Genomic DNA, 23,816 nt, shown 5'->3' with positions numbered 1-23,816 from the left:
TTCCGGCCCCTCAGTCGAATAAGCGCTTGCTCAGCATGCTGGGGTCCCGGTACGTCTGTCAACGGACGTCCGACTAGGCTCGGCCGCGTGCCGCAGATTCCCGAGAAGGTCCACGAACTCACCGTCGGTCAGCTGTCCGCGCGCAGCGGAGCGGCCGTCTCCGCCCTGCACTTCTACGAGGCCAAGGGGCTGATCAGCAGCCGCCGCACCTCCGGCAACCAGCGCCGCTACAGCCGTGAGGTGCTGCGCCGGGTCGCCTTCGTGCGGGCCGCCCAGCGCGTGGGCATCTCGCTCGCCAGCATCCGCGAGGCGCTGTCCCAGCTGCCGGAGGAGCGCACCCCCACGCGCGAGGACTGGGCGCGGCTGTCCGAGAACTGGCGCACCGTACTGGACCAGCGGATCAGGCAACTGAGCAGCCTGCGCGACCACTTGGACGACTGCATCGGCTGCGGCTGCCTCTCGCTGAAGAGCTGCGCGCTGTCCAACCCGGACGACGTCTTCGGCGAGCGCCTCATCGGCTCCCGGCTGTCCCAGTAGCCGTCCCCGTGGCGGCCGCGGCACCCAAGCCGACGGCGGCCGCCACCAGTTCGGCGTTCGAACGCGCCGCCCGCCCGTCCGGAAGCCGCAGCACCTGCGCCACGCCGATCCGCGCGCCCGCCCCGCACCGCGCGGCCAGCCGCAGCACCGGCCAGGCGGCGTCCTCCCGCCCGTACAGCACCACCGGCACCGGCGGCAGCCACCCCAGACCCGCCACCAGCGCCGGGTCGGCCTCCGCCAGCTCCGCCACCAGCCGGACCCGGGCCGGCTCCGGCACGGCCCACTCCAGGAACCGGGCCAGCGGCTCCGGCCCGGCTCCGCCGCCCAGCGGGACCACCGCGTCCACCGCCACCCCGCGCTCCAGCAGGGCCGCCGCCAGCTCCCGGGCCCCGGGCTCCGCGAACGGCACCGCCGCCCGGTCCGGCAGCACCGTCCAGGACCGCACCCGCTCCAGCCGCCCCGCCGGATCGGGCTCGGCCGTGACCCCCGCCGGCACCGTCAGAGGTACGCGGACCCCCGCGCCGCGCATCTCCTCCAGCAGCGGCCCCACCACGCGGGGCGAGAGGCTCTCCCGCCCGCACGGGGTCCGAGGGTGCACCAGCACCTCGCCCGCCCCGGCAGCCACCGCCTCCAGCGCCGACCGGGCCAGATCCCCCGGTGACAGCGGCACCGCCGCCCCGTCGGCCGCGTCCCGCGAGCCGTTCAGCGCGACCTGGAGCACCCCCGCGCCCGCCCGGCCGCACCCGCCCGGCCCGTCCGCCCGGCTCACGCCGCCGCCGTCCGCCCGGCTCACGCCGCCGCCGTCCGCCCGGCTCACGCCGCCGCCGTCCGCCCGGCTCACGCCGCCGCCGTCCGCCCGGCTCACGCCGCCGCCGTCCGCCCGGCTCACGCCGCGCCCGCCGCCTGGTGTCCCACCGCCGCCCCCGCCAGCGCCGGCCGGGGCACCACGATCCCGCAGCCGCCGCACACCGGCCCGTCCCACGACCACGCACCGGCCCACGCCGACGGCCCCGACAGCGCGGCCGGCCAGCGCAGCTCCTCCTCGCCGCAGACCGGGCACACGGTCCCCGGCTCCGACTCCAGGGCGGCGATCAGCCGCCGCAGCACCTCACCCAGCGTCCCGTCCGGCCGCACACCCGGGTCGGCGCACCGCACCACGGCGTCCCCACTGCCGCCCCAGGCCCACTCTGGCCGCCGCACCCCGTCGTGCTTCTCACGTCTGCGCCGCTCCGCGAACTGCCTCTCGTACTCCAGCCAGACCGCCCGCGCCTCCTCCAGCTCCTCCAGCGCCGCGACCAGCCGCAGCGGGTCCGCGCCCCGGTCCTCCGGCGCGATCCCGTGCCGGTCGCACAGGTGCCACCACGTCGCCCGGTGCCCGTACGGCGCGAACCGCTCCAGGCAGCGGCGCAGCGAATGGCGCCGCAATGCCCGGTCGTTGCGCGCGTCGCGCACCTGATAGGCGAGACTCCGAAAACCTGCCACCGTACCTTCACCTCCGCCGTGCCATGCCCACACCACTGCCCGCGTCACTCCGTCGAACGAAGCGACCCCCCGCGACGTGCCCAACATGCCCGGCAGGATGTGGGCGCATGCGGGGGCGGTCGAGGCGTGCGGGTGGCACATGGCCGGAACTCAGCGCCCCATGCGCCCCGCCCCGACCACGATCCGGGCCAGTTCCTCATGGCAGATGTCGCTGTGCGCCCCCGACGGAGCACCGCCGCGGCGGACCACGGAGCCCGCGTCCACGCTGACGCAACCGGCCGCCGGCAGGCCGCCCCGCAGGGCCGCCTCCAGGCTCAGCCGCGGCGCACCGGGCACCGCCTGCACCCCGTCGTGCCCGACCGCGCCCCACCGCTCGTCGAAGCCGAGCAGACCGGCCGAATCCCCCGCCATCCGGGAAGCCAGCGGGTAGAACACGCGCAGCGCGGAGTCGTGCGCGGAATGGCAGGCCACCACCGGTCCGTCCACCCGGCGCTGGAGCCCGCCCAGGGCCCCGCCGCGCCGCCGGTCGTGCGGCAGCCGCTCGCTGAACGCGTAGTGGGAGAAGGCCCCCTGGAGCAGCGTCAGCGACTTCACGTGCCGCGCCCCGTCCGGCACGGCCCGCAGCGAGAAGGACACCACCCGGGCGCCGAAGCTGTGCCCGACCAGGTGCACGCGCAGGGCCGGCCGGCGTCCGGCGAGGTCGGTGAGGACCGGCCCGAGCCCGTGCTCGCCGACCACCCCGGCCCGCTTCTTCATCTCGTAGTACGTGGCCTGGCGCAGCAGCTCCTTGGCCCCGCCCCACAGGGCGCGCGCCCCGTCGCCGAGCGCGACCGACGGAGCGCCCCCGGCACCGGCCAGGGCCTCCGCCAGCGCCCGGCACACCTCGACGGTGTCCCGTACGAAGACGGCCGGCACCTCCGGGGCGACGGCCGCGCCCACCGGGTCGGCGTCCACGAGCCGGCGTACCGACGCCCCGAACCCGGGGAGCGCGGCGAGCGGTTCGGGCTGCTCCGCCAGCAGCGCGGCGACCCGGTCGAGGTCCGCCTCCCGCCCCGGCCAGAACGCCCCGAGGGCCGCGCGCGTGGCGTCGTCGAGAGCGGTCCCGGCCCCCGCGTCCGCCAGGATGCCGGGCGGGTCGAAGTCCGGGATCGGTTCGTCCGGGAAGCGGATCGAAGGCCACACCACCCCCACGTACCCCAGCCGCACCCCGGCCCCCACCAGCCCCGGGAAGGGGGCGAAGAAGCGGTCGAACAGCCGGGTGGAGGTGGGCCGGTCGCTGTTCCAGCCGTGCGCGAAGACCAGCAGGTCCGTCGCCTCGATCCGGGCCACCGCCGCCCGGGTGGCCGGGTCCACGTCGCCCTGGGCGTCGAAGGTCAGCTCCTGGTACGGACCCACCCCGATCCCGGCTCCGAACGCCGCCGCACCACCGCTGTCCACCATGGCCTCCCCCTTCCCGCGCGCCGCCTCCGGTGCTCGCAGCATCCCGCCGCCGGGCGGCGTCGGCCAGACCCGTGACGGCACCGGTCCGCGGGAGGCCCGCCACAGGCCTGAGGAGAGGAGGGGCGGCCCCCGCCCGGGGTCACGGGTAGAGGAGATACCCCGCCCTCACCGCGGAGAACCCGGCCAGGCCGCCGGCCCAGGCGGCCGCGATCTCGTCCACCCCCGCGCCCGCGTCCACCATCGTCCGCACCCGGTCCGAGCCGGCCAGCCGGTCGATCCAGTGGTCGGCCCGCCACACGAAGCCGCTCCACGCCCGCCGCGCCGTCACCAGCAGCCCGATGCCCGCCCGGACCGGATCGAAGGCCTCCCGATCGTGCACGACCAGCCGGACCCCGCCGCAGACCTTGCCCGCGTGCTTGGAGAAGGCGGGCGTGAACCAGGTCTCCCGGAACCACACCCCGGGCAGTCCCAGCCCGTTCGCCGCCTCCGCCCAGCGCCGGTCGACGCCCTCCGCGCCCACCACCTCGAAGGGCGTGGTCGTGCCCCGGCCCTCGGACAGGTTGGTCCCCTCGAAGAGGCAGGTCCCCGCGTACGCGAGGGCCGTGTCCGGGGTCGGCACGTTCGGGCTCGGCGGCAGCCACGGAAGGCCGGTCTCCCCGAAGAAGGAGTCCCGCCGCCACCCCGACACCGGCACCACCCGCAGCCGGGGGCCGGCGCCCTTCAGGAACTCGCCGTTGAACAGCAGGGCCAGCTCGCCCGCCGTCATCCCGTGCGCCAGCGCGATCGGCTCCCGGCCCACGAAGCTCGCGTACGCCCGATCCAGCACCGGCCCGGCCGCCCGCCGCCCGCCCACCGGGTTGGGCCGGTCCAGCACCACCACCGCCTTGCGGGCCAGCGCGGCCGCGCGCATGCAGTCGTACAGGGTCCAGATGTAGGTGTAGAAGCGCGCCCCGACGTCCTGGATGTCGAAGACGACCGTGTCGACGCCCGCCGCCGTGAACACGTCCGCGAGCTGCTGCCCGCTCCTGCCGTACGTGTCGTACACCGGCAGCCCCGTCGCCGGATCGCGGCCGGCCCCCTCGGAGCCGCCGGCCTGTGCCGTACCGCGGAAACCGTGCTCCGGCCCGAACACCGCGACCAGGTCCACCCGTTCGTCGGCGTGCAGTACGTCGACCAGGTGGCGGGCGTCGGCGGTGATCCCGGTGGGGTTGGTGACCACCCCGACCCGCTGCCCGGCGAGCTCCGCGTACCCGTCGGCGGCGAGCCGCTCGAAGCCGGTGCGCACCCGCCCGTCGGCGGCCGCCGGCCCCGCCGCCGCACCCCCCAGGGCCCCCGCGGCGCCCACGGCCCCCGCCATCCCCAGCACCCCGCGTCGCGACAGCGTCATCCCGCCACGCTAGGGCCCGCGCCCCTTCCGCCGTCACATACCGACTGGTTAGTCTGCCGGGATCCGGCCGGTCCGGCCGGTCGATGGCCGTCGGCCGTCGGCCGTCGGCAGCGACGAAAGGTGAACCCGTGAGCGTGAGCGCGTACCAGGACCAGCGAGTCGTCGTCACCGGCGCGGGCGGCGGCATCGGCGCGGCCCTCGCCCACCGCTTCGCCGCCGAGGGGGCCACCGTCGTCGTCAACGACCTCGACGCCGCCAAGGCGGCCGCCGTGGCCGGAGCCATCGCCGCGACCGGCGCACGGGCCATCGCCGTCCCCGGCGACGCCTCGGCGGTCGTCGGGGAGGCCCGCGAGGCCCTCGGCGGCACGGTCGACGTGTACTGCGCCAACGCCGGACTCGCCGCGGGCGGCGACGCCTTCGCGGAGGAGGCCGTCTGGGAGGCCGCCTGGGACACCAACGTCATGGCGCACGTACGGGCCGCGCGGGCCCTGCTGCCCGGCTGGCTGGAGCGCGGCAGCGGCCGCTTCGTGTCCACGGTCTCCGCCGCCGGGCTGCTGACCATGATCGGAGCGGCCCCGTACAGTGTCACCAAGCACGGAGCCCTCGCCTTCGCGGAATGGCTGTCGCTGACCTACCGCCACCGGGGCGTACAGGTCCACGCCATCTGCCCGCAGGGGGTGCGCACCGACATGCTGACCGCCTCCGGCTCGGCGGGGGAACTGGTCCTGGCGCCGACCGCGATCGAGCCGGAGACGGTCGCCGAAGCACTGTTCGACGGCATGGAGAAGGGCCGGTTCTTGATCCTCCCGCACCCCGAGGTGGCGCGCTTCCACGCCGCCCGCGCGAGCGACCCCGAGCGGTGGCTGCGCGGCATGAACCGCCTCCAGCGCACGTGGGAGGGGTCGTGACGGGTCCCTCCGGGTCCCCGTACGCCGCCCGGCCGTGGCTGGGCCGGCTGAGCCCCGCCCAGCTGGCGCCGGTGACGCCCCCGGCGAGCGTGCCCGACGCCTTCCGGGCCGCCGCGGCCCGGGCGCCGCAGCGCACGGCCCTCGCGTACTTCGACGGCCGGATCACCTACGCCGAGGCCGACGCGCTGTCCGACTCCGTCGCCGGGTACCTCGCCGGGCGGGGGGTCGGGCGGGGCGACCGGGTGGCGGTCATGCTCCAGAACACCCCGCACTTCGTGCTCGCGGTGCTGGGCGCGTGGAAGGCCGGGGCGGTGGTCGTGCCGGTGAACCCCATGTACAAGGCGGGGGAGGCGGGGCACGTCCTGCGGGACTCCGGGGCGGTCGCGCTGGTGTGCGAGGCGGGTCCGTGGGGGGAGTACCTGGGGGAGGCGGTGGCCGGCTCGGCCGTCCGCACCGTCCTGACGACCCGCAGCACGGACCTCCAGACCCGCAACGACCCCCGCGTCTTCCCGCCCCCGGCCCCGCCGTCGCCGTCGCCCTCGACCCCGCCCTCGACCCCGCCCTCGACCCCGCCCTCGGCCCCGCCCTCGGCCTCGGGCTCGGCCCCGCCCCCGGCCCGGCCCCCGGCCTCGGCCCGGCCCCCGGCCTCGGCCCGGCCCGCGGCCCCGGCCCGGCCCCCGGCCTCGGCCCGGCCCGCGGCCTCGGCCTCGGGCTCGGCCCCGGCCCGGCCCGCGGCCGCGGGGGTGGATGCCGTTGATCTGGTCCTCGTGGCCCGCCAGGGGCACCCCGCTCCGGACGACCCCCGCCTCACCGCCGCCGACACCGCCCTGATCAGCTACACCTCCGGCACCTCCGGCACCCCCAAGGGGGCCATGAACCCGCACGGGGCCATCACCTACAACGCCACCCGGCAGGTCACCGGCCACCCCCTCGCCGAGGGCGCCGGGTACTTCGCGCTCGCCCCGCTCTTCCACATCACCGGCCTCGTCTGCGAGCTCGCCGCCTGCTTCGTCAACGCCGGCACCCTCGTCCTGGCGCACCGCTTCCACCCCGGGGCCGTCCTCGACGCCTTCCTCGAACACCGGCCCGCCTACGCCATCGGCCCCGCCACGGCCTTCACGGCGCTCGCCGCGCACCCCGACGCCACCCGGGACCACTTCGCCTCCTTCCAGGTGCTCTCCTCCGGCGGCGCACCGCTCCCGCCCGCCCTCGTCGAACGCCTCCGCGCCGACTTCGGGTTCTACCTGCGCAACGGCTACGGCCTCACCGAGTGCACCGCCCCCTGCGCCTCGGTCCCCGCCCACCTCGAAGCGCCCGTCGACCCCGCCACCGGCACCCTCTCCGTCGGGGTCCCGGGCGCGCAGACCCTCGTACGGATCCTCGACGAGCACGGCGCCGAGCTCCCGCTCGGGGAGGCCGGGGAGATAGCCGTGCGCGGGCCGCAGGTCGTCCCCGGCTACTGGGGGCTGCCCGACGCCACCGCCGCCGCCTTCCCGGACGGCGAACTGCGCACGGGGGACATCGGGTTCATGGACCCCGACGGCTGGCTCTACGTCGTCGACCGCAAGAAGGACATGATCAACACCTCCGGGTTCAAGGTCTGGCCCCGGGAGGTGGAGGACGTGCTCTACACCCACCCCGCCGTGCGCGAGGCGGCCGTGGTCGGCGTGCCCGACCCCTACCGCGGGGAGACGGTGAAGGCGTACGTGAGCCTGCGGCCGGGCGCCTCGGCCGGACCGGCGGAACTCGCCGCGTACTGCGCCGACCGCCTGGCCGCGTACAAGTACCCGCGCCGGGTCGAGATCCTGCCTGTCCTTCCGCAGACCACCAGTGGCAAGATCCTGCGACGAGAATTGCGCGACCGCGGCTGAAAACAGTCGGAGGATCAGGAGAGGAAGGCGAGCGCCATGGCCGCCAGGACCACCGAGGGCCCCGAGGACGGAAACCGGGAGACCCCGGTGCCGCAGCGGCTGCTGGCCGTCGCCACGCGGCTCTTCGCCGAACGCGGCTACGACCGCACCTCCGTCCAGGAGATCGTCGAGGCGGCCGGGGTGACCAAGGGCGCCCTCTATCACTACTTCGGCTCCAAGGACGACCTGCTGCACGAGGTGTACGCGCGGATGCTGCGCCTCCAGCAGCAGCGGCTCGACGCCGTGGCCGACTCCGACGCCCCCGTCGAGGAGCGGCTCCGCGCGGCCGCGGCCGACGTCGTGGTCACCACCATCGAGAACCTCGACGACGCGATGATCTTCTTCCGGTCGATGCACCAGCTCGGCCCGGAGCAGTACAAGCAGGTACGGGCCGAGCGCCGGCGCTACCACGAGCGGTTCCGGGCGCTGGTCGAGGAGGGCATGCGCGGCGGTGTCTTCGCCACGGCCACGCCCGCCGACCTGGTGGTCGACTACTACTTCGGTTCCGTGCACCACCTCTCCACCTGGTACCGCACGGACGGCCCGCTCACCCCGCACCAGGTCGCCGACCACCTCGCCGACCTGCTGCTGCGCTCCCTGCGTCCCTAGGCGGGGGCCGGGGCCAGAGCGGGGTAGTCGTTGTAGCCCTCGGGGCCGTGTACGTGCATCAGGAACTCGGGGCGGAGCGCGTTGAGCGGCGCGCCCGTGCGCAGGCGTTCCACCAGGTCGGGGTTGGCCAGGAAGCCCCGGCCCAGCGCGACCAGGTCGGCGCCCGCGGCCAGCAGCCGCTCGCCCTTGAGCAGGCCCGCGTCGGCGGCGAGTTCCTCGTGGGAGAGCCGGGGGTTGGCGATCAGGGTGCCGGGCCAGGCCGCGCGGATCTCCGCGAAGAGGGGCCGGTCCGGGTCGGAGTGGACCTGGTGCAGGTAGGCCGGCCCCACGTGCGCGAGGGCCGCGACGAGCGCCGGGTACAGGAGCTCGGTGTCGTCCTCCCGTACGCCGTTGACGTTCGTCCCGGGGGAGACGCGCACGCCGACCCGCTCCGGCCCGACGGCCTCGGCGACGGCCCGGACCACCTCCACGGGGAACCGGATCCGGTTCTCGACGGACCCGCCCCACGCGTCGGTGCGCAGGTTGGTGTTCCCGGCGAGGAACTGGTGGAGCAGGTGGCCGTTGGCCGAGTGCACCTCGACCCCGTCGAAGCCCGCCTCGACGGCATTGCGGGCGGCGCTCGCGAAGTCGGCGATGGTGGAGCGGACGTCCTCCTCGCTCATCACGCGGGGCGTGACGCCCTCCCGCGGCCCGCCCGGGGTCTGCAGCGGCTCGGGGAAGCGCACGGCGGACGGCGCGAGCGGTACGAGCCCGCTGGTGTCGGGGTGCCCGACCCGGCCGCCGTGCTGGAGCTGGAGGAACATCCGCCCGCCCGCCGCGCGCACGGCGTCGGTGACCCGGCGCCACCCGGCGATCTGGGCCGGGGTGTGGATGCCGGGGATGTTCGGGTAGGTCTGTCCGACCGCGTTCGGGGTGGTGCCCTCGGCGATGATCAGGCCGGCCGAGGCGCGCTGCGCGTAGTGGACGGCCATGAGTTCGCCGGGCACCCCGTCGGCCCCGGCGCGATTGCGGGTCAGCGGGGCCATCACCAGACGGCTGGACAGTTCCAGGCCGCCGAGGCGGGCGGGTTCGAAGAGGCGGGATGCGGCGGGGGTCTGTCGTGTCTGCGTCATGCCGGTACCGTAGAACCTGACACCGGTGTCAAGTTCAAGGGCGGGAGCCCGGGAGGTGGCCGTGCGGATCGGTGAACTGGCGGCGCGCACCGGGGTCGGTGAGCGTTCGCTGCGCTACTACGAGCAGCAGGGCCTGCTGGCGTCCGACCGGACGCCCGGCGGCCACCGGGACTTCCCCGAGCGGGCCGTCGACCGGGTCATCCGGATCCAGGAACTCTACGCGGCCGGCCTGAACAGCTCCCGGATCAGGCAGATCCTGCCCTGCATGCGGGACGAGGACGGCGGCCCCTCGGTGCGCGCCACCCCGGCCCTGGTGGCCGAGCTGTCCGGCGAACGCGACCGGATCGACCGGATGATCGGCGACCTCCTGCGCTCCCGCGAGGTCCTAGACGAGGTCATCGCGGCGGCGTCCGGCCCCGCCCCGGCGTCCGGCCCCGCCCCGGCGTCCGGCCCCGCCCCGGCGTCCGGCCCCGCCCCGGCGTCCGGCCCCGCCCCGGCGTCCGGGGGCTCCGTCGGCGCGTGAGCCGTCGGCGCGGCCGGTTCGCCGGGGCCACCGGAGGCGCCCCACCCGCCGGCCCCGCCGCGGAAGGCCCGCTCAGGCCCGGTACCGCCTCAGCTCGCGGTGCGCGAGCGAACGCTGGTGCACCTCGTCCGGCCCGTCCGCCAGCCGCAGGGTCCGGGCCGCCGCCCACAGTTCGGCCAGCGGGAAGTCCTGGCTGACCCCGCCCGCGCCGTGCAGCTGCACCGCCTGGTCCAGGATCCCCACGACCGCGCGCGGGGTCGCGATCTTGATGGCCTGGATCTCGGTGTGCGCGCCCCGGTTGCCGACCGTGTCCATCAGCCAGGCCGTCTTCAGCACCAGCAGCCGCAGCTGCTCGATGGTGACCCGGGCGTCCGCGATCCAGTTCTGCACGACGCCCTGCGCGGCCAGTTCCTTCCCGAAGGCCGTACGCCCCACCGCGCGCCGGCACATCAGCTCGACGGCCCGCTCCGCCATCCCGATCAGCCGCATGCAGTGGTGGATCCGGCCCGGACCCAGCCGGGCCTGGGCGATGGCGAAGCCGGCGCCCTCCCCGCCGATCAGGTTCCCCGCCGGGACCCGGGCCCCGTCGAAGACCACCTCGGCGTGGCCGCCGTGGTCGTGGTCCGCGTACCCGTACACCGTCATCGCCCGGCGCACCTCCACGCCCGGGGTGTCGCGCGGGACCAGGACCATCGACTGCCGGCGGCGCGGATCCTCGCCCTCCGGGTCGGTCTTGCCCATCACGATGAAGACCTTGCAGTCCGGGTTCATCGCCCCCGAGATGTACCACTTGCGCCCCGTGACCACGTACGAGTCACCGTCGCGCTCGATGCGCGTCTCGATGTTCGACGCGTCCGAGGAGGCCACCTCGGGCTCGGTCATCGCGAAGGCGGAGCGGATCTCCCCGGCCAGCAGCGGCTCCAGCCACTGCTTCTTCTGCGCCTCGTCGCCGAACTGCGCGAGCAGCTCCATGTTCCCGGTGTCCGGGGCCGCGCAGTTGGTCGCCATCGGCGCCAGGTGGGGGCTGCGGCCGGTGATCTCCGCCAGCGGGGCGTACTGGAGGTTGGTCAGCCCGGCGCCGTACTCGGCGTCGGGAAGGAAGAGGTTCCACAGCCCCTGGCGGCGCGCCTCGGCCTTCAGTTCGCCGAAGACGGCCGGGGTGTCCCAGGGCGAGGCCAGCCGTGCGCGCTGCTCGGCGGCGACGGCTTCCGCCGGGTGGACGTACTCCTCCATGAACGCGAGCAGCCGTTCGCGGAGTTCCTCGGTCCGGGTGTCGAATGCGAAGTCCATGCGGTGCGGCTCCTCAGCCTTCCTGGAGGGTGGTCAGTCCGTGCTCGATGAAGACCGGGACCAGCTCGCCGATCCGGTCGAAGCCCGCGCCGACCGTCTGCCCGAGCACGTACCGGTAGTGGATGCCTTCGAGGATCACGGCGAGCTTGAACCAGGCGAAGGCCGTGTACCAGGCGATCGACGCGGTGTCCCGCCCCGAGCGGGCGGCGTACCGCTCGACCAGCTCGGCGGGCGCCGGATGGCCGGGCGCCCCGCTCGTCGTGCTGACCGGGGAGTCGGCCAGGCCCAGGTCGGAGCTGTACATCACCAGCAGGCCGAGGTCCGTCAGCGGATCGCCGAGCGTGGACATCTCCCAGTCCAGCACCGCCCGGACCGCGTCGTCCGGCCCGCCGATCAGGACGTTGTCCAGCCGGAAGTCCCCGTGCACCACGGTCGGCGCGGGGGAGCGGGGCAGGGCCCGCCCCAGCGCCCCGTGCAGCTCGTCGATCCCGGCGAGCTCCCGGCCCCGGGAGGCCGCGAGCTGCTTGCCCCAGCGGCGCAGCTGCCGGTCCAGGAAGCCCTCGGGCCGGCCGAAGTCGCCCAGTCCCACCGCGTCCGGGTCCACCGCGTGCAGGTCGACCAGGGTGTCCACCAGGCCCAGCACCGCCCGCCGGGTGCGCTCGGGGCCGAGCTCCGCGAGCTGCCCGGCGGTGCGGTACGGGGTCCCGTCCACGTGCTCCATGACGTAGAACGGCGCCCCCAGCACCTCCTCGTCCTCGCACAGCAGCAGCGCCTCGGGCACCGGTACGGCGGTCCCGTGCAGGGCCGAGATCACCCGGTGCTCGCGGCGCATGTCGTGCGCGGTGGCCAGGACGTGCCCCAGCGGCGGGCGCCGCACCACCCAGCGGGAGGTGCCGTCGGTGACCGCGTACGTCAGGTTCGACCGGCCGCCCTCGATCAGCCGGCCGCTCAGCGGCCCCGCCGTGAGCCCGGGCCGCGCGGCGTCCAGATGGCCGCGCAGCCTCCGCAGATCGAGGCCTCGGGGATCGGCTGGGGTCATGGCGCGCGCCTCCGTACGGGTCGACGACGGGATTCTCGGTCCGGGGCCATCATGCCGACCAGTCGGTATGCCGTCCAGGGGGTGGCCGGAAGAATCCCCCCGGCCGGCCGCGCTCAGCTCACGCGTGGCACAGGATCGGCGTCCCGCCGTTCATCACCGTCATGTCCCGCAGCACCGCCAGGATGTCCAGCGGCACTCCCTCCGGCTCCCCGCCCAGCTCGGCGTAGGCCCGGTGGAGGTTCGCCACCAGCCGCTCGCTCTCCCGCCAGGCCGCGAACTCGCCCAGGTCCGCCCCCTGCGCCAGCTCCAGCGGGGTCAGCCCCTTCTCCCGGCCCTGCCGGGCCAGCTCCGCCACGAACCGCAGGTAGCGCTCGGTCGCGTCGTACGCCGAGGCGTCGGTCAGCGGCCCGTGCCCCGGTACGACCGTCTCCGCGTCCAGCGAGCGCAGCAGCTCCAGCGCGCGCAGCGAACCGGCGAGGGAGCCCATCGCCAGGAACGGGGTGCCGCCGGCGAAGACCAGGTCACCGGTGAACACCACCCGCTGCCGGGGCAGCCACACGACCGAGTCGCCGGTGGTGTGCGCCACGCCCGGGTGGATCACCCGCACCTCTGTGTCGCCGACGTGCAGGGTCAGCCGGTCGCTGTAGGTGAGGTCGGGGGCGGTGATCTCTATCGCCCCGAAGTCGGTCGCGGGCCAGATCAGCTCCAGCTGGTGCCCGGCGGCGAGCTGCTCGGCGCGCGCCTGGTCGTGGCCGACGATCACGGCCTCGGGGGCGAACGTGGCGTTGCCGTAGGTGTGGTCGCCGTGGTGGTGGGTGTTGACCACGGTCCGGGGCAGCGGCGCCCCGGAGGCCGTGACGGCATCGCGCAGGGCCCGTGCGCGCCGTTCGGTGGCGGCGGTGTCGACGAGCAGGGTGCGGCCGCCGTCGCTGATCCAGCCGGCGTTGTTCAGGCACCAGCCCCCGTCCGGCTGGACGTAGGCGTGCACTCCGGCCGCGGGCTGGACGACGTACGGCTCTTCGACGGTCATGGACGCTCTCCCCGGATCGCTGTGACGGACCGTCGGCATCCTGTCAGCCGGGGGCCGGGCCGGGGAGAGCGGGGGCGGCCGGGGGCCGGCCGGGGACGTCAGTGGTCGTCGTAGTGGCCGTCGTGCGGGGCGTGCCGGTGCCCGTCGTGCAGGTAGTCGAGGTGGTCGCCGTGCGGGACCGCGTCGTGCCCGCAGCCCTCGCCGTGCCGGTGGTCGTGCTCCTCGTGCGGGGCGTGCTCGGAGGTCTCGCACTCGTCCCAGTGCCCCGAGTGCTGCCGGTGCAGGTGGCCGTCGTGCGCGTAGTCCAGGTGGTCGCCGTGCCGGACCGCCGTGTGCCCGCAGCCGGGGCCGTGCTCGTGGGCGTGCGTGGGGTGTTCCTGGTGCAGGGTCGTCATGCGGCCGAGGCTAGTGCGCGACCTCCCGGGTCGCCCGTTGTGTCCCCGTGGCGCGGCACTAGTGGGACCGTAGGGCCATCTGATCGTCCGGACGACCGCCTCAGACGATGAGCGCCATCGCGAACACCGCCAGGCCCACCGAACACAGCACCGCCGCCAGCGCCACCCGCGGCGAGAGCCCCGGCGGCCGGGCCGCGGCCAGCTCCCGCACCCGCCGGTGCGCCACCCACAGGAAGGCCACCCAGATCAGCGCGATCACCGCCGTCGCGGCCACCTCGACCCGCGAGCCCGTCCCGTGCAGGGCCTGCCGCAGCGCCAGCACCGCCGTGACCGAGCAGGCCAGCGTCGTACGCCGCCACGCCAGCCGCGTCCGCTCGGGCTGGAGCCCCGCGTCACGGGCCGCCGTACCGGGACGGGTCACCGCCCGGCCGTCCAGCCCAGCAGCACGACCACCACCATCGCCGCCGCCACCAGCCCCACGCCCAGGCTCAGCGCCACCGGGAACCGGGACACCGGCAGGTCCTCGCCCCGCCGCATCGCCCGCTCGCACCGCACCCAGTGGTTCACGGCCCGCAGCGCGCAGGCCGCCCCCACCGCCAGCAGCGTGAGGGCCATCCCGACCCGCACCCCCCACCGCAGGTCCGGCAGGAACTGGTCCACCGCGAACCCGCCGCCGACCAGCGCCAGCGAGGTGCGGATCCAGGCGAGGAAGGTCCGCTCGTTGGCGAGGGAGAAGCGGTAGTCCGGCGTCTCGCCCTCGTCCCGCAGACGCCCTGGTGCGAACCAGAGGCGCACGTCCTTGACGAAGTCGATCACACGGCCAATTTACGTCCCCGTCACGAACCCGGCGCGGGCTGGGTACCGCCCCCGGGCACATGCCCGCCCCCGGACGGGCCCCCGCCCCCGCCCTCCCGGAACGCGCGCAGCCGCCGGTAGGCCTCCAGCCCGTCCGGCACCCACGCCCAGTCCCCGCCCGCGACCCGCCGGTCCAGCTCCTCCTGCGGCAGCCAGGTGTGCCAGTCCACCTCCGAGGCCTGCGGGGCCACCGGCAGGGTGCACCGCACCTCGTGCACGTACGACCACCAGCCGCCGCCCGGGCCCTCGTAGAGGAACTTGAACAGCGGCCGCGGTCTCGGCAGCCCGCTCACCCCGAGCTCCTCCCCGGCCTCCCGCAGCGCGGCGTCCGCGTACTCCTCCCCGGCGCCCAGCACCCCGCCCACGAACATGTCGTAGTACGAGGGGAAGACCAGCTTCGACGCGGTCCGGCGGTGCACGAAGACCCGCCCCTGCGCGTCCCTGGCCAGGACGAACACGCACCGGTGCAGCAGCCCCCGCCGGTACACCTCGCCCCGGCGCGCCCGCCCCACGACCCGGTCGTCCCGGTCCACCACGTCCAGTACCTCGTCAGCGGGATCCACGAAGCCATCCAACCACCGCTGTTGACTGGTTACCGCTCCGTAGCCAAGGATCTGCCCCACCACCGACCGACCGGAGGACCGGCAGGCATGACGTACGACGCTGACGTGATCGTGATCGGAGCGGGCCTCGCGGGCCTCGTGGCCACCGCCGAGCTCGTCGACGCGGGCCGCAGGGTGATCCTCCTCGACCAGGAGCCGGAGCAGTCCATCGGCGGCCAGGCGCACTGGTCCTTCGGCGGGCTGTTCTTCGTGGACTCGCCCGAGCAGCGCCGCATGCGGATCAAGGACAGCCGCGAGCTCGCCCTCCAGGACTGGCTCGGCACCGCCGGGTTCGACCGGGACGAGGACGCCTGGCCGCGCCGCTGGGCCGAGGCGTACGTGGACTTCGCGGCCGGCGAAAAGCGGTCCTGGCTGCACTCCCGCGGGGTGCGCTTCTTCCCGGTGGTCGGCTGGGCCGAACGCGGCGGCTACGACGCGAACGGCCACGGCAACTCCGTGCCCCGCTTCCACATCACCTGGGGCACCGGCCCCGGCCTGCTGGAGCCCTTCGTCCGCAAGGTCCGCGCCGGCGCGGACCGCGGGCTGGTCCGGTTCGCCTTCCGCCACCGCGTCACCGGCCTGTCGGCCACCGCCGGCGCCGTGGACACCGTCACCGGCGAGGTCCTGGCCCCCTCGGACGCCGAACGTGGCACCGCGAGCAGCCGCGAGACGGTCGGGGCGTTCAGCCTGCGGGCCCAGGCGGTGATCGTGACCAGCGGAGGCATCGGCGGCAACCACGACCTCGTGCGCGCCCAGTGGCCGCAGCGGCTCGGCACCCCGCCCGCGCGGATGCTCTCCGGCGTCCCCGCGCACGTCGACGGCCTGATGCTGGGCATCACCGAGGCCGCCGGGGCCAGCCACATCAACAAGGACCGGATGTGGCACTACACCGAGGGCATCGAGAACTGGAACCCCATCTGGTCCCGGCACGGCATCCGCATCCTGCCCGGCCCCTCCTCGCTCTGGCTCGACGCCACCGGCAAGCGGCTGCCCGTACCGCTCTTCCCCGGCTTCGACACCCTCGGCACCCTCGACCACATCATGCGGACCGGCCACGACCACACCTGGTTCGTGCTCAACCAGCGCATCATCGGCAAGGAGTTCGGCCTCTCCGGCTCCGAGCAGAACCCCGACCTGACGGGCAGGTCCGTCCGCGAGGTGATCAACCGGGCCCGGCAGGCGGTCCCCGGACCGGTCAAGGCCTTCATGGACCGCGGCGCGGACTTCATCGTGGAGCGGGACCTGTCGGCGATGGTCCGCCGGATGAACGAGCTCACCAAGGAGGACCTGCTCGACGAGGACGCCGTCCGCCGCGAGATCACCGCCCGCGACCGGGAGATCGCCAACCCCTTCACCAAGGACCTCCAGGTGACGGCCATCCACGGCGCGCGCAGGTACCTCGGCGACAAGCTGATCCGCACCGCCGCCCCGCACCGCATCCTCGACCCCGCCGCCGGCCCGCTGATCGCCGTCCGGCTCTCGATCCTGACCCGCAAGTCCCTGGGCGGCCTGGAGACCGACCTGTCCTCCCGCGTCCTGACCCCCTCCGGCGACCCCCTGCCCGGCGTCTACGCGGCCGGCGAGGCGGCCGGCTTCGGCGGCGGCGGCGTCCACGGCTACCGCGCGCTGGAGGGCACCTTCCTCGGCGGCTGCGTCTTCTCGGGCCGCGCCGCGGGCCGCGCCGCGGCCCGCGCGGTCGGCTAGGCCGTGAGGACGACCCTGAAGCGCTCCGTGACCACCAGGGTGTCGTCGTCCACCGTGAACGCCGGGTCGCCCAGCTCCGCGCGCGACGGCTCGCCGTGCCAGAACCCCTCGTGCGCGGAGCGCCATTCGGCCACCGAGGCGTAACCCTCGCCCTCGTCCAGCGCATGGCGCAGATCGACCTCGGCCAGCCGCAGCACCCGTACGTCCGTCACCTCCACGACGGCCAGTGGCCGCTCGTCGGAGTCCACCAGCGCCCTGCGCTCGCCCGGCCGGGGCAGCGCCTCGTCCGCGGCCCGGTACTGCTCGAGCAGGGCCGTCGTCGTGGTCTTCGCCCCGCTCAGCACGGCGGCCACCAGCCGGTCGCGCAGTTCTCCCGGGAAGCCCAGCTCGAAGGGCGGCAGACCGCCGTGGTTCGTCATGCGGCCACCCTACGAACCGTCCTCCCAGGTCGCACCCGCATTTCGAACCGTCACTTGCGTCCCAACTCGCCCCTTCTGCTCACCAGTTGAAACGCGCCACCCAGTGGACCGGACCTTGACGCGGAGCTGTGCCTACCGGTTTGCTGTGCGTGATCATCCGGACTGACCACCGGCACGATCGAGCCGCGCCGCCGGCACCCCACGCGTACCACCGAACCGCCCCGCCCCACCCGTGCCCCCGTGCGCGCACCCGCGTACGCAGTCCACCCGCGCCCGCGTCCTGGAGGGAACCCGCGGATGTCCCCGCCTCCGCCGCCGCCCCTCGGCCGCGCCCGCAAGCGGGACGCCCAGCTCTTCGACCCCGCCCTGTGCGACACCGAGCTCGTCGGCGTCCGCAGCCAGTTCACCCAGGGCCGCTGGGCCAAGGCCCGCGCCCTCCTCGTCGCCACCGGCGACGACTGGGACCGCCGCGGCCACCGCCTCGTCGTCCTCGCGGAGACCCCCGCGGCCACCGCCTGGGCCCGCGAATGGCTGCTCGCCGAACCCGGCAGCGCCGACGCCGCCACCCTCCTCGCCTGCGCCGCCGTCTCCACCGCCCTGCGTGGCAAGGGCAGCCCCGAAGCCGCCGACGCGGCCTGCCGCCACGCCGCCGCGCTGCTCCCCGCCGACCCCACCCCCTGGCTCGGCCTCCTCATGCTCGCCCGCGCCTTCGGCACCGAAGAGGAGTTCAGCCGCCACTTCGACCAGGTCCGGGCCCGCCACCGCGAGCACCACCACGCCCACCACCTCATGGTCGCCAAGCTCGCCGAACGCGCCCCCGCCTCCGGCCACGACCCGCTCCACGAGGTCTACGACTTCGCCGCCTGGGCCGCCGAGGAGTCCCCGGCCGACTCGCCCCTCGCCGTCCTGCCCGTGATCGCCCACGCCGAGCGCTTCCGCGTCCTCGCCGCCGCCCGCGGCAGCGCCACCGCCACCGCCGCCGAAGAGCACTGGACCGGACGCCGCGCCCGCCAGGTACTGCGCTCCGCCTTCGACTGGTGGCTGGAGTGGGAGCGGGAGGACCACCCCCGCAACCGGGTCGACCTCAACTTCCTCGCCCACGCCAAGCTCTGCGAAGGCCGCCCCGCCGAAGCGGCCGCCCTCTTCCACCGCATCGGCAGCCATGCCACCCGCGCCCCCTGGTCCTACCCGGACCGCGATCCGCACAAGGCCTTCCTCGCCGCGCGCAGTGCCGCGCTCGGCACCGCTTGACCAGTCACCCCCGAAAGGACCCTGCCATGCCGACGGGCAGATCCACCACGCTCCCAGCCGACTCCGCGGCCGAGATACGCACGTACAAGGGCCAGGACCGCGCCCTGCGCGCGGACCGGCTCGGCACCGCCGGACTGCTGCTCTCCGTCCTCGCAGCCAGCGCGCCCCTGATGGTCGTCGCAGGTGTCATGCCCACGATCTTCGGGGTCATGGGCATCGTCGGCCAGCCGCTGCTCTTCGTCATCCTCGGCGTCGTCCTCGCCCTGTTCGGCATCGGATACGCGGAGATGAGCCGGCACGTCCACAACGCCGGCGCCTTCTACGCCTACATCGCCCGCGGCCTCGGACCCACCGCCGGCGCCTCCGCCTCCCTCGTCGCCCTCGTCGCCTACAGCGCCATGCAGGTCGGCGTCTACGGCATCCTCGGCTTCGAGATCTCCGGCCTCTTCGCCACCTACCTCGACACCCAGGTCGCCTGGTGGATCCCGGCCCTGATCGCGGTCGCCGCCACCGGCGCGCTCGGCTGGCTCAAGATCGACCTGAACGCCAAGGTGCTCGGCGTCCTGCTCCTCGTCGAGTGCGCCCTCGTCGTCGTCTTCGACGCCGCCGCCCTCGGCAAGCCCGGCCCCGAGGGCCTCTCCCTGGACGCCTTCGACCCGGGCACCCTCGGCGGCGCCGGCCTCGGCACCGCGCTGTGCTTCTGCATCGCCGCCTTCGTCGGCTTCGAGCAGTCCCCGGTCTACGCCGAGGAGACCAGCAAGCCGCACATCGTCGTCTCCCGCGTGATGTTCCTCGCCATCGGCTTCGTCGCCCTCTTCTTCGCCCTCAGCGCCTGGGCCCTCTCCGTCGCCACCGGCCCCGCCGGCATCGTGAAGGCCTCCGCCGAGGCCGGCCCCGGCCTGCTCTTCGAGCTCACGCAGAGCCGCCTCGGAGCCGCCTTCACCGACGTCCTGCACGTGCTCTTCGTGACCGGCATGTTCGCCGCCATGCTCAGCTTCCACAACGTCGTCGCCCGCTACGCCTTCGCGATGGGCCGCGAGGGCCTGCTCCCGGCCCGCTTCGGCCGCACCAACCCGGGCACCGGCGCCCCCGCCACCGGCTCCCTCCTGCAGACCGTCGTCGCCGCCGTGGTCGTCCTCGTCTTCGCCGTCACCGACTCCGCGCCGACGGGCGACCCCACCGCCCCCGTCCTGCACCTGTTCACCTGGATGGGCAGCGTCGGCGCCCTCGGCGTGACCGCCCTGATGGCCGCCGCCTCCTTCGCCGTCATCGCCTTCTTCGTCCGCCGCGGCACCGCCGGCGCCCAGGTGTGGCGCCTCGCCGCCGCGGGCCTGGCCGGCCTCGCCCTGGTCGGCATCGTCGTCTACACCGTCAAGGACTTCGCCGTCCTGGTCGGAGCCGAGCAGGGCTCCGCGCTGAGCTGGACCCTGCCCGCGATCATCGCCGTCGCCGCCCTGGGCGGACTGGTCCACGGACTGGTCCTGAAGTCCCGCCGTCCCGAGGCCCACGCCCGGATCGGCCTGGGCAACGAGGCCTTCCGCCTCGACCAGGCCGCCGACGCCGGACCGGGCGCCTGACCGCCCGCAGGCCTCGTATTCGCACCCCTGGGGAGCCCCCGGAGACCGTTTCCATGGTCGCCGGGGGCTTCCGCGTCCGGTGGCCGATTTTGGCGGGTGGCGGAGGCACGTGGTCTCCTATGGCGACAAAATCACCGGAACCGCGATACGGGGGAAACCACCCAGCTCCCCCGCGCGCGGACGCCGGACCTGCCTGACCGAACCACGAAGGCGAAGTCCCACATGAGTGATCGCACCTTGGCCGAGGCCCCCGCCGAGCCGTCCCGCCGTCCCGTCGACGCCGGTGACGAGGGCTACAGCAAGGACCTCAAGTCCCGCCACATCAACATGATCGCCATCGGCGGCGCGATAGGCACCGGCCTCTTCCTCGGTGCCGGAGGCCGCCTCGCCGGCGCCGGCCCCTCCCTGGCCATCGCCTACGCGGTGTGCGGCGTCTTCGCCTTCTTCGTGGTCCGGGCCCTCGGCGAGCTCGTCCTCTACCGCCCGTCCTCCGGCGCGTTCGTCTCGTACGCGCGCGAGTTCATGGGGGAGAAGGGCGCCTACACGGCCGGCTGGCTGTACTTCCTCAACTGGTCCACGACCACCGTGGCCGACATCACGGCCGCCGCGACCTACGCCCACTTCTGGTCGATGTTCACCGACGTCCCCCAGTGGCTGCTCGCCTTCATCGCCCTGGCCGTCGTCCTCACCGCGAACCTGATCTCGGTGAAGTACTTCGGCGAGATGGAGTTCTGGTTCTCCCTGGTCAAGGTCGCCGCCCTGGTGGTCTTCCTGATCGTCGGCATCTACCTCGTCGCCACCAGCCACGACATCGGCGGCAACACCCCGGGCCTGGCCAACATCACCGACAACGGCGGCATCTTCCCCTCCGGCGTCCTGCCGATGCTCCTGGTGGTCCAGGGCGTGGTCTTCGCGTACGCCTCCGTCGAGCTCTGCGGCGTCGCCGCCGGCGAGACCGAGAACCCCGAGAAGATCATGCCGAAGGCGATCAACTCGATCATGTGGCGCGTGGGCCTCTTCTACGTCGGCTCCGTGGTCCTGCTGGCCCTGCTCCTCCCGTACACCGCGTACTCGGCCGACCAGAGCCCCTTCGTCACCGTCTTCGACAAGCTCGGCGTCCCCGGCGCCGCCGGCATCATGAACCTGGTCGTCCTGACCGCCGCCCTGTCCAGCCTGAACTCCGGCCTCTACTCCACCGGCCGGATCCTGCGCTCGATGGCCATGTCGGGCTCCGCCCCCAAGTTCACCGGCGTCATGAACAAGGGCAAGGTCCCCTACGGCGGCGTGCTCTTCACCGCCGGCTTCGGCGTCGCGGGCGTCGGCCTGAACTACTGGATGCCGGGCGAGGCCTTCGAGATCGTCCTCAACCTGGCCTCCATCGGCATCCTCGGCACCTGGGCCATGGTCATGCTCTGTTCGCTGTTCTTCTGGCACCGCTCCAAGAACGGCCTGGTCGAGCGCCCGTCCTACCGCCTGCCCTGGGCCCCGTACACCCAGATCGTGACCCTGGTCTTCCTGGTCGCGGTCCTGGTCCTGATGTGGAGCGACGGCGGCGTCGGCCGCACCACGGTCATGTTCCTCCCGGCGATCGCCGCCGCCCTCGTCGGCGGCTGGTTCCTGGTCCGCCGCCGCGTCACCGAGCTCGCGTCCGCCAACGCCGCCGACTGACCCGGTCCGCCCGTACGAGAGGGCCCCCGGGCCGGGATCCGAGATCCCGGCCCGGGGGCCCTCTCCGTGTTCCGCGCCCGCGGGGAACGAAGAAGGACCCCGCCGAAGCGGGGTCCTTCTGTTGGTGTCCGAGGGGGGACTTGAACCCCCACGCCCGATAAAGGGCACTAGCACCTCAAGCTAGCGCGTCTGCCATTCCGCCACCCGGACAGGGTGTGCGTCTCACGTTCCTCGCGGCCCGTTGCGACATGGAAAACATTACCAAACATTCCGGGGTGGCCGGTCCACGCCCTGATCCACGCCCTGCTCCGCTCCCGGGGACCCCCGGGGAACGAAGAAGGACCCCGCCTGAGCGGGGTCCTTCTGTTGGTGTCCGAGGGGGGACTTGAACCCCCACGCCCGATAAAGGGCACTAGCACCTCAAGCTAGCGCGTCTGCCATTCCGCCACCCGGACAAGGTGTGCGTCCGGCGTCCCTCGCGGGCCGCCTCGACGTGGAAAACATTACCAAACGCCGGAGGCCCCCGATCACACCCCCCGGACGGGCTCGGAACGCCCTTGGGCACAGCGCCCGGGGGCGCGAGGATGGTGGGGGTAGCCGGTACTGATCAGTGGGAGGAACAGCGTGAGCGCATCGGGCGCGGGCAAGGCCGTCTCCGGCGAGGACGAGGTCGTCGACCTCTGCCGGGACCTCATCCGGATCGACACCAGCAACTACGGGGACCACTCGGGCCCCGGTGAGCGCAAGGCGGCCGAGTGGGTCGCCGAGAAGCTGGCCGAGGTCGGGCTGGAGCCGCAGATCTTCGAGTCGCACAAGGGGCGCGCGTCGACCGTCGCCCGCATCGAGGGCGAGGACCCCTCACGGCCGGCCCTGCTGATCCACGGGCACACCGACGTCGTCCCCGCCAACGCGGCCGACTGGACCTACGACCCCTTCTCGGGCGAGATCGCCGACGGCTGCGTCTGGGGCCGGGGCGCGGTCGACATGAAGGACATGGACGCGATGACGCTGGCCGTCGTACGCGACCGCATGCGCAGCGGGCGCAAGCCCCCGCGGGACATCGTGCTGGCCTTCCTCGCGGACGAGGAGGCGGGCGGCACGTACGGCGCCCGGCACCTCGTGGACAAGCACCCCGGGCTCTTCGAGGGCGTCACCGAGGCCATCGGCGAGGTCGGCGGCTTCTCCTTCACGGTCAACGAGAACCTGCGGCTGTACCTCGTGGAGACCGCCCAGAAGGGCATGCACTGGATGCGCCTCACGGTCGAGGGCACCGCGGGGCACGGCTCCATGACCAACAACGACAACGCGATCACCGAGCTGTGCGAGGCCGTCGGCCGCCTCGGCCGCCACCAGTGGCCGGTGCGCGTCACGAAGACCGTCAGGCACTTCCTCGACGAGCTCTCGGACGCCCTCGGAACCCCGCTCGACCCCGACGACATGGACGCCACGCTCGCCAAGCTCGGCGGGATCGCCAAGATGGTCGGCGCGACCCTGCGCAACTCGGCCGCTCCGACGATGCTCGGCGCCGGCTACAAGGTCAACGTCATCCCCGGCCAGGCCACGGCCCACGTCGACGGCCGCTTCCTGCCGGGCTACGAGGACGAGTTCTTCGCCGACCTCGACCGGATCCTCGGCCCGCGCGTGAAGCGCGAGGACGTCCACGCCGACAAGGCGCTGGAGACGGACTTCGACGGGCGGCTCGTGGACGCCATGCAGGGCGCCCTGCGGGCCGAGGACCCGATCGCGCGGGCGGTCCCGTACATGCTCTCCGGCGGGACGGACGCGAAGTCCTTCGACGACCTCGGCATCCGCTGCTTCGGCTTCGCGCCGCTCCAGCTGCCGCCGGAGCTGGACTTCGCCGGCATGTTCCACGGCGTCGACGAGCGGGTGCCGGTCGACGGGCTGAAGTTCGGCGTCCGGGTCCTGGACCGGTTCATCGACAACGCCTGAGGCGGGCTCGTCGCCCCATAACGCCGGAGAATCGGGAAGGTGTGCGGATTCCACTGAGAAGAGTGAATGCGCTCATACGCTCGTAGCCCTGGTGATCCCTCCTCGTTACAGGTGGTGCGGTCCGCGGC

At 74.2% G+C, this 23,816-nt stretch carries 23 protein-coding genes and 2 tRNA genes; 10 read left to right on the top strand and 15 right to left on the bottom strand.

The features are described from left to right. Nucleotides 1-87: 87 nt before the first annotated feature. Nucleotides 88-537: a redox-sensitive transcriptional activator SoxR gene (soxR, locus tag D1J60_RS07980; protein WP_125602659.1), complete on the top strand. Its 450-nt coding sequence runs from the start codon at nt 88-90 to the stop codon at nt 535-537. Here soxR and D1J60_RS07975 read toward each other — a convergent pair. The 4 genes from D1J60_RS07975 to D1J60_RS07960 all read right to left on the bottom strand — a co-directional run bounded on the left by D1J60_RS07975 (nt 512) and on the right by D1J60_RS07960 (nt 4,846). Continuing rightward, a complete protein-coding gene (locus D1J60_RS07975) occupies nt 512-1,426 on the bottom strand; it encodes a 3-keto-5-aminohexanoate cleavage protein (protein WP_347147184.1) in 915 nt (304 codons plus the stop codon). The two genes, soxR and D1J60_RS07975, sit on opposite strands and share 26 nt — an antisense overlap. Then, a complete protein-coding gene (locus tag D1J60_RS07970) occupies nt 1,423-2,019 on the bottom strand; it encodes a hypothetical protein (protein ID WP_125820631.1) in 597 nt (198 codons plus the stop codon). Before D1J60_RS07970 ends, D1J60_RS07975 begins: the two co-directional genes overlap by 4 nt. A gap of 150 nt (nt 2,020-2,169) precedes the next feature. Beyond that, nucleotides 2,170-3,459: a serine-threonine protein kinase gene (locus tag D1J60_RS07965; RefSeq protein ID WP_206436499.1), complete on the bottom strand. Its 1,290-nt coding sequence runs from the start codon at nt 3,457-3,459 to the stop codon at nt 2,170-2,172. 139 nt (nt 3,460-3,598) lie between these two features. Beyond that, nucleotides 3,599-4,846 carry a DUF1343 domain-containing protein gene (locus tag D1J60_RS07960; protein WP_125820630.1) on the bottom strand — a complete coding sequence of 416 codons (1,248 nt, stop codon included), beginning with the start codon at nt 4,844-4,846 and terminating at the stop codon, nt 3,599-3,601. A gap of 128 nt (nt 4,847-4,974) precedes the next feature. On the opposite strand from D1J60_RS07960, the gene D1J60_RS07955 reads away from it, so the two are divergent. The 3 genes from D1J60_RS07955 to D1J60_RS07945 are packed head-to-tail and all read left to right on the top strand — an operon-like array spanning nt 4,975 to nt 8,273. Continuing rightward, nucleotides 4,975-5,754 carry an SDR family oxidoreductase gene (locus D1J60_RS07955; protein ID WP_206436498.1) on the top strand — a complete coding sequence of 260 codons (780 nt, stop codon included), beginning with the start codon at nt 4,975-4,977 and terminating at the stop codon, nt 5,752-5,754. Continuing rightward, nucleotides 5,751-7,625, top strand: coding sequence for an AMP-binding protein (locus tag D1J60_RS37955; RefSeq protein WP_241253180.1), 1,875 nt, complete (start codon nt 5,751-5,753; stop codon nt 7,623-7,625). The genes D1J60_RS07955 and D1J60_RS37955 overlap by 4 nt, the downstream gene beginning before the upstream one ends. 36 nt (nt 7,626-7,661) lie before the next feature. Then, complete coding sequence (locus D1J60_RS07945) at nt 7,662-8,273, top strand: TetR/AcrR family transcriptional regulator (protein ID WP_206436497.1); 612 nt, start codon at nt 7,662-7,664, stop codon at nt 8,271-8,273. Here the strand turns inward: D1J60_RS07945 and D1J60_RS07940 are convergent. After that, the gene (locus D1J60_RS07940; protein ID WP_125820629.1) at nt 8,270-9,385 is read right to left on the bottom strand and encodes an alkene reductase; all 1,116 of its coding nucleotides are present in this window, start codon (nt 9,383-9,385) and stop codon (nt 8,270-8,272) included. The two genes, D1J60_RS07945 and D1J60_RS07940, sit on opposite strands and share 4 nt — an antisense overlap. Nucleotides 9,386-9,446: 61 nt before the next feature. Between D1J60_RS07940 and D1J60_RS07935 the strand changes: the two genes are divergently transcribed. Beyond that, entirely contained in the window at nt 9,447-9,908 is a 462-nt protein-coding gene (locus D1J60_RS07935) for a MerR family transcriptional regulator (RefSeq protein WP_125820628.1), read from the top strand. Nucleotides 9,909-9,980: 72 nt separating this feature from the next. Here the strand turns inward: D1J60_RS07935 and D1J60_RS07930 are convergent, their stop codons facing one another. The 7 genes from D1J60_RS07930 to D1J60_RS07900 form a co-directional block, all read right to left on the bottom strand. Then, the gene (locus D1J60_RS07930; RefSeq protein ID WP_125820627.1) at nt 9,981-11,198 is read right to left on the bottom strand and encodes an acyl-CoA dehydrogenase family protein; all 1,218 of its coding nucleotides are present in this window, start codon (nt 11,196-11,198) and stop codon (nt 9,981-9,983) included. 13 nt (nt 11,199-11,211) lie between these two features. After that, nucleotides 11,212-12,237, bottom strand: coding sequence for a phosphotransferase family protein (locus D1J60_RS07925; protein ID WP_125820626.1), 1,026 nt, complete (start codon nt 12,235-12,237; stop codon nt 11,212-11,214). 118 nt (nt 12,238-12,355) lie between these two features. Next, the gene (locus D1J60_RS07920; protein ID WP_125820625.1) at nt 12,356-13,267 is read right to left on the bottom strand and encodes an MBL fold metallo-hydrolase; all 912 of its coding nucleotides are present in this window, start codon (nt 13,265-13,267) and stop codon (nt 12,356-12,358) included. Nucleotides 13,268-13,365: 98 nt separating this feature from the next. Then, a complete protein-coding gene (locus D1J60_RS07915; protein WP_125820624.1) occupies nt 13,366-13,662 on the bottom strand; it encodes a hypothetical protein in 297 nt (98 codons plus the stop codon). Nucleotides 13,663-13,762: 100 nt separating this feature from the next. Then, entirely contained in the window at nt 13,763-14,083 is a 321-nt protein-coding gene (locus D1J60_RS07910) for a DUF202 domain-containing protein (protein ID WP_125820623.1), read from the bottom strand. Continuing rightward, nucleotides 14,080-14,478, bottom strand: a complete 399-nt coding sequence (locus D1J60_RS07905) for a DUF202 domain-containing protein (RefSeq protein WP_125820622.1) — start codon at nt 14,476-14,478, stop codon at nt 14,080-14,082. The genes D1J60_RS07910 and D1J60_RS07905 overlap by 4 nt, the downstream gene beginning before the upstream one ends. Nucleotides 14,479-14,498: 20 nt before the next feature. Then, entirely contained in the window at nt 14,499-15,080 is a 582-nt protein-coding gene (locus D1J60_RS07900; RefSeq protein WP_125820621.1) for an NUDIX domain-containing protein, read from the bottom strand. An 87-nt stretch (nt 15,081-15,167) separates the two neighbouring features. Between D1J60_RS07900 and D1J60_RS07895 the strand changes: the two genes are divergently transcribed. Next, the gene (locus tag D1J60_RS07895) at nt 15,168-16,823 is read left to right on the top strand and encodes an FAD-binding dehydrogenase (protein WP_125820620.1); all 1,656 of its coding nucleotides are present in this window, start codon (nt 15,168-15,170) and stop codon (nt 16,821-16,823) included. Here the strand turns inward: D1J60_RS07895 and D1J60_RS07890 are convergent. Then, a complete protein-coding gene (locus D1J60_RS07890) occupies nt 16,820-17,242 on the bottom strand; it encodes an ASCH domain-containing protein (protein ID WP_125820619.1) in 423 nt (140 codons plus the stop codon). The two genes, D1J60_RS07895 and D1J60_RS07890, sit on opposite strands and share 4 nt — an antisense overlap. A gap of 297 nt (nt 17,243-17,539) precedes the next feature. Here D1J60_RS07890 and D1J60_RS07885 point away from each other — a divergent pair, with 297 nt between their 5' ends. From D1J60_RS07885 to D1J60_RS07875, 3 genes are all read left to right on the top strand, one after another. After that, entirely contained in the window at nt 17,540-18,493 is a 954-nt protein-coding gene (locus D1J60_RS07885) for a hypothetical protein (protein ID WP_125820618.1), read from the top strand. Nucleotides 18,494-18,519: 26 nt separating this feature from the next. Next, complete coding sequence (locus D1J60_RS07880; protein WP_125820617.1) at nt 18,520-20,070, top strand: APC family permease; 1,551 nt, start codon at nt 18,520-18,522, stop codon at nt 20,068-20,070. A 222-nt stretch (nt 20,071-20,292) separates the two neighbouring features. Next, complete coding sequence (locus tag D1J60_RS07875; RefSeq protein WP_125601687.1) at nt 20,293-21,738, top strand: amino acid permease; 1,446 nt, start codon at nt 20,293-20,295, stop codon at nt 21,736-21,738. A 122-nt stretch (nt 21,739-21,860) separates the two neighbouring features. Here the strand turns inward: D1J60_RS07875 and D1J60_RS07870 are convergent. Both D1J60_RS07870 and D1J60_RS07865 read right to left on the bottom strand, forming a co-directional pair. Continuing rightward, a tRNA-Leu gene (locus tag D1J60_RS07870) sits at nt 21,861-21,948 on the bottom strand. 157 nt (nt 21,949-22,105) lie between these two features. Further along, nucleotides 22,106-22,193 (bottom strand) — tRNA-Leu (locus D1J60_RS07865). Between the two features lie 169 nt (nt 22,194-22,362). Between D1J60_RS07865 and D1J60_RS07860 the strand changes: the two genes are divergently transcribed. Continuing rightward, nucleotides 22,363-23,688, top strand: a complete 1,326-nt coding sequence (locus D1J60_RS07860) for a M20/M25/M40 family metallo-hydrolase (protein WP_007263210.1) — start codon at nt 22,363-22,365, stop codon at nt 23,686-23,688. Nucleotides 23,689-23,816 lie beyond the last annotated feature (128 nt).

This window comes from Streptomyces sp. W1SF4, assembly GCF_003950035.1.
In the GTDB taxonomy this organism is placed as follows: domain Bacteria; phylum Actinomycetota; class Actinomycetes; order Streptomycetales; family Streptomycetaceae; genus Streptomyces; species Streptomyces racemochromogenes.
Note: the sequence above shows the minus strand (reverse complement) of the source record. Positions and strands in the feature narration are given on the sequence as shown.

Coding starts and splice junctions, on each gene's coding strand:
- D1J60_RS07965 (WP_206436499.1), bottom strand. CDS start 3,459: ATGGTGGACAGCGGTGGTGCGGCGGCGTTCGGAGCCGGGATCGGGGTG.
- D1J60_RS07960 (WP_125820630.1), bottom strand. CDS start 4,846: ATGACGCTGTCGCGACGCGGGGTGCTGGGGATGGCGGGGGCCGTGGGC.
- D1J60_RS07945 (WP_206436497.1), top strand. CDS start 7,662: ATGGCCGCCAGGACCACCGAGGGCCCCGAGGACGGAAACCGGGAGACC.
- D1J60_RS07940 (WP_125820629.1), bottom strand. CDS start 9,385: ATGACGCAGACACGACAGACCCCCGCCGCATCCCGCCTCTTCGAACCC.
- D1J60_RS07930 (WP_125820627.1), bottom strand. CDS start 11,198: ATGGACTTCGCATTCGACACCCGGACCGAGGAACTCCGCGAACGGCTG.
- D1J60_RS07925 (WP_125820626.1), bottom strand. CDS start 12,237: ATGACCCCAGCCGATCCCCGAGGCCTCGATCTGCGGAGGCTGCGCGGC.
- D1J60_RS07920 (WP_125820625.1), bottom strand. CDS start 13,267: ATGACCGTCGAAGAGCCGTACGTCGTCCAGCCCGCGGCCGGAGTGCAC.
- D1J60_RS07915 (WP_125820624.1), bottom strand. CDS start 13,662: ATGACGACCCTGCACCAGGAACACCCCACGCACGCCCACGAGCACGGC.
- D1J60_RS07895 (WP_125820620.1), top strand. CDS start 15,168: ATGACGTACGACGCTGACGTGATCGTGATCGGAGCGGGCCTCGCGGGC.
- D1J60_RS07890 (WP_125820619.1), bottom strand. CDS start 17,242: ATGACGAACCACGGCGGTCTGCCGCCCTTCGAGCTGGGCTTCCCGGGA.
- D1J60_RS07885 (WP_125820618.1), top strand. CDS start 17,540: ATGTCCCCGCCTCCGCCGCCGCCCCTCGGCCGCGCCCGCAAGCGGGAC.
- D1J60_RS07880 (WP_125820617.1), top strand. CDS start 18,520: ATGCCGACGGGCAGATCCACCACGCTCCCAGCCGACTCCGCGGCCGAG.
- D1J60_RS07875 (WP_125601687.1), top strand. CDS start 20,293: ATGAGTGATCGCACCTTGGCCGAGGCCCCCGCCGAGCCGTCCCGCCGT.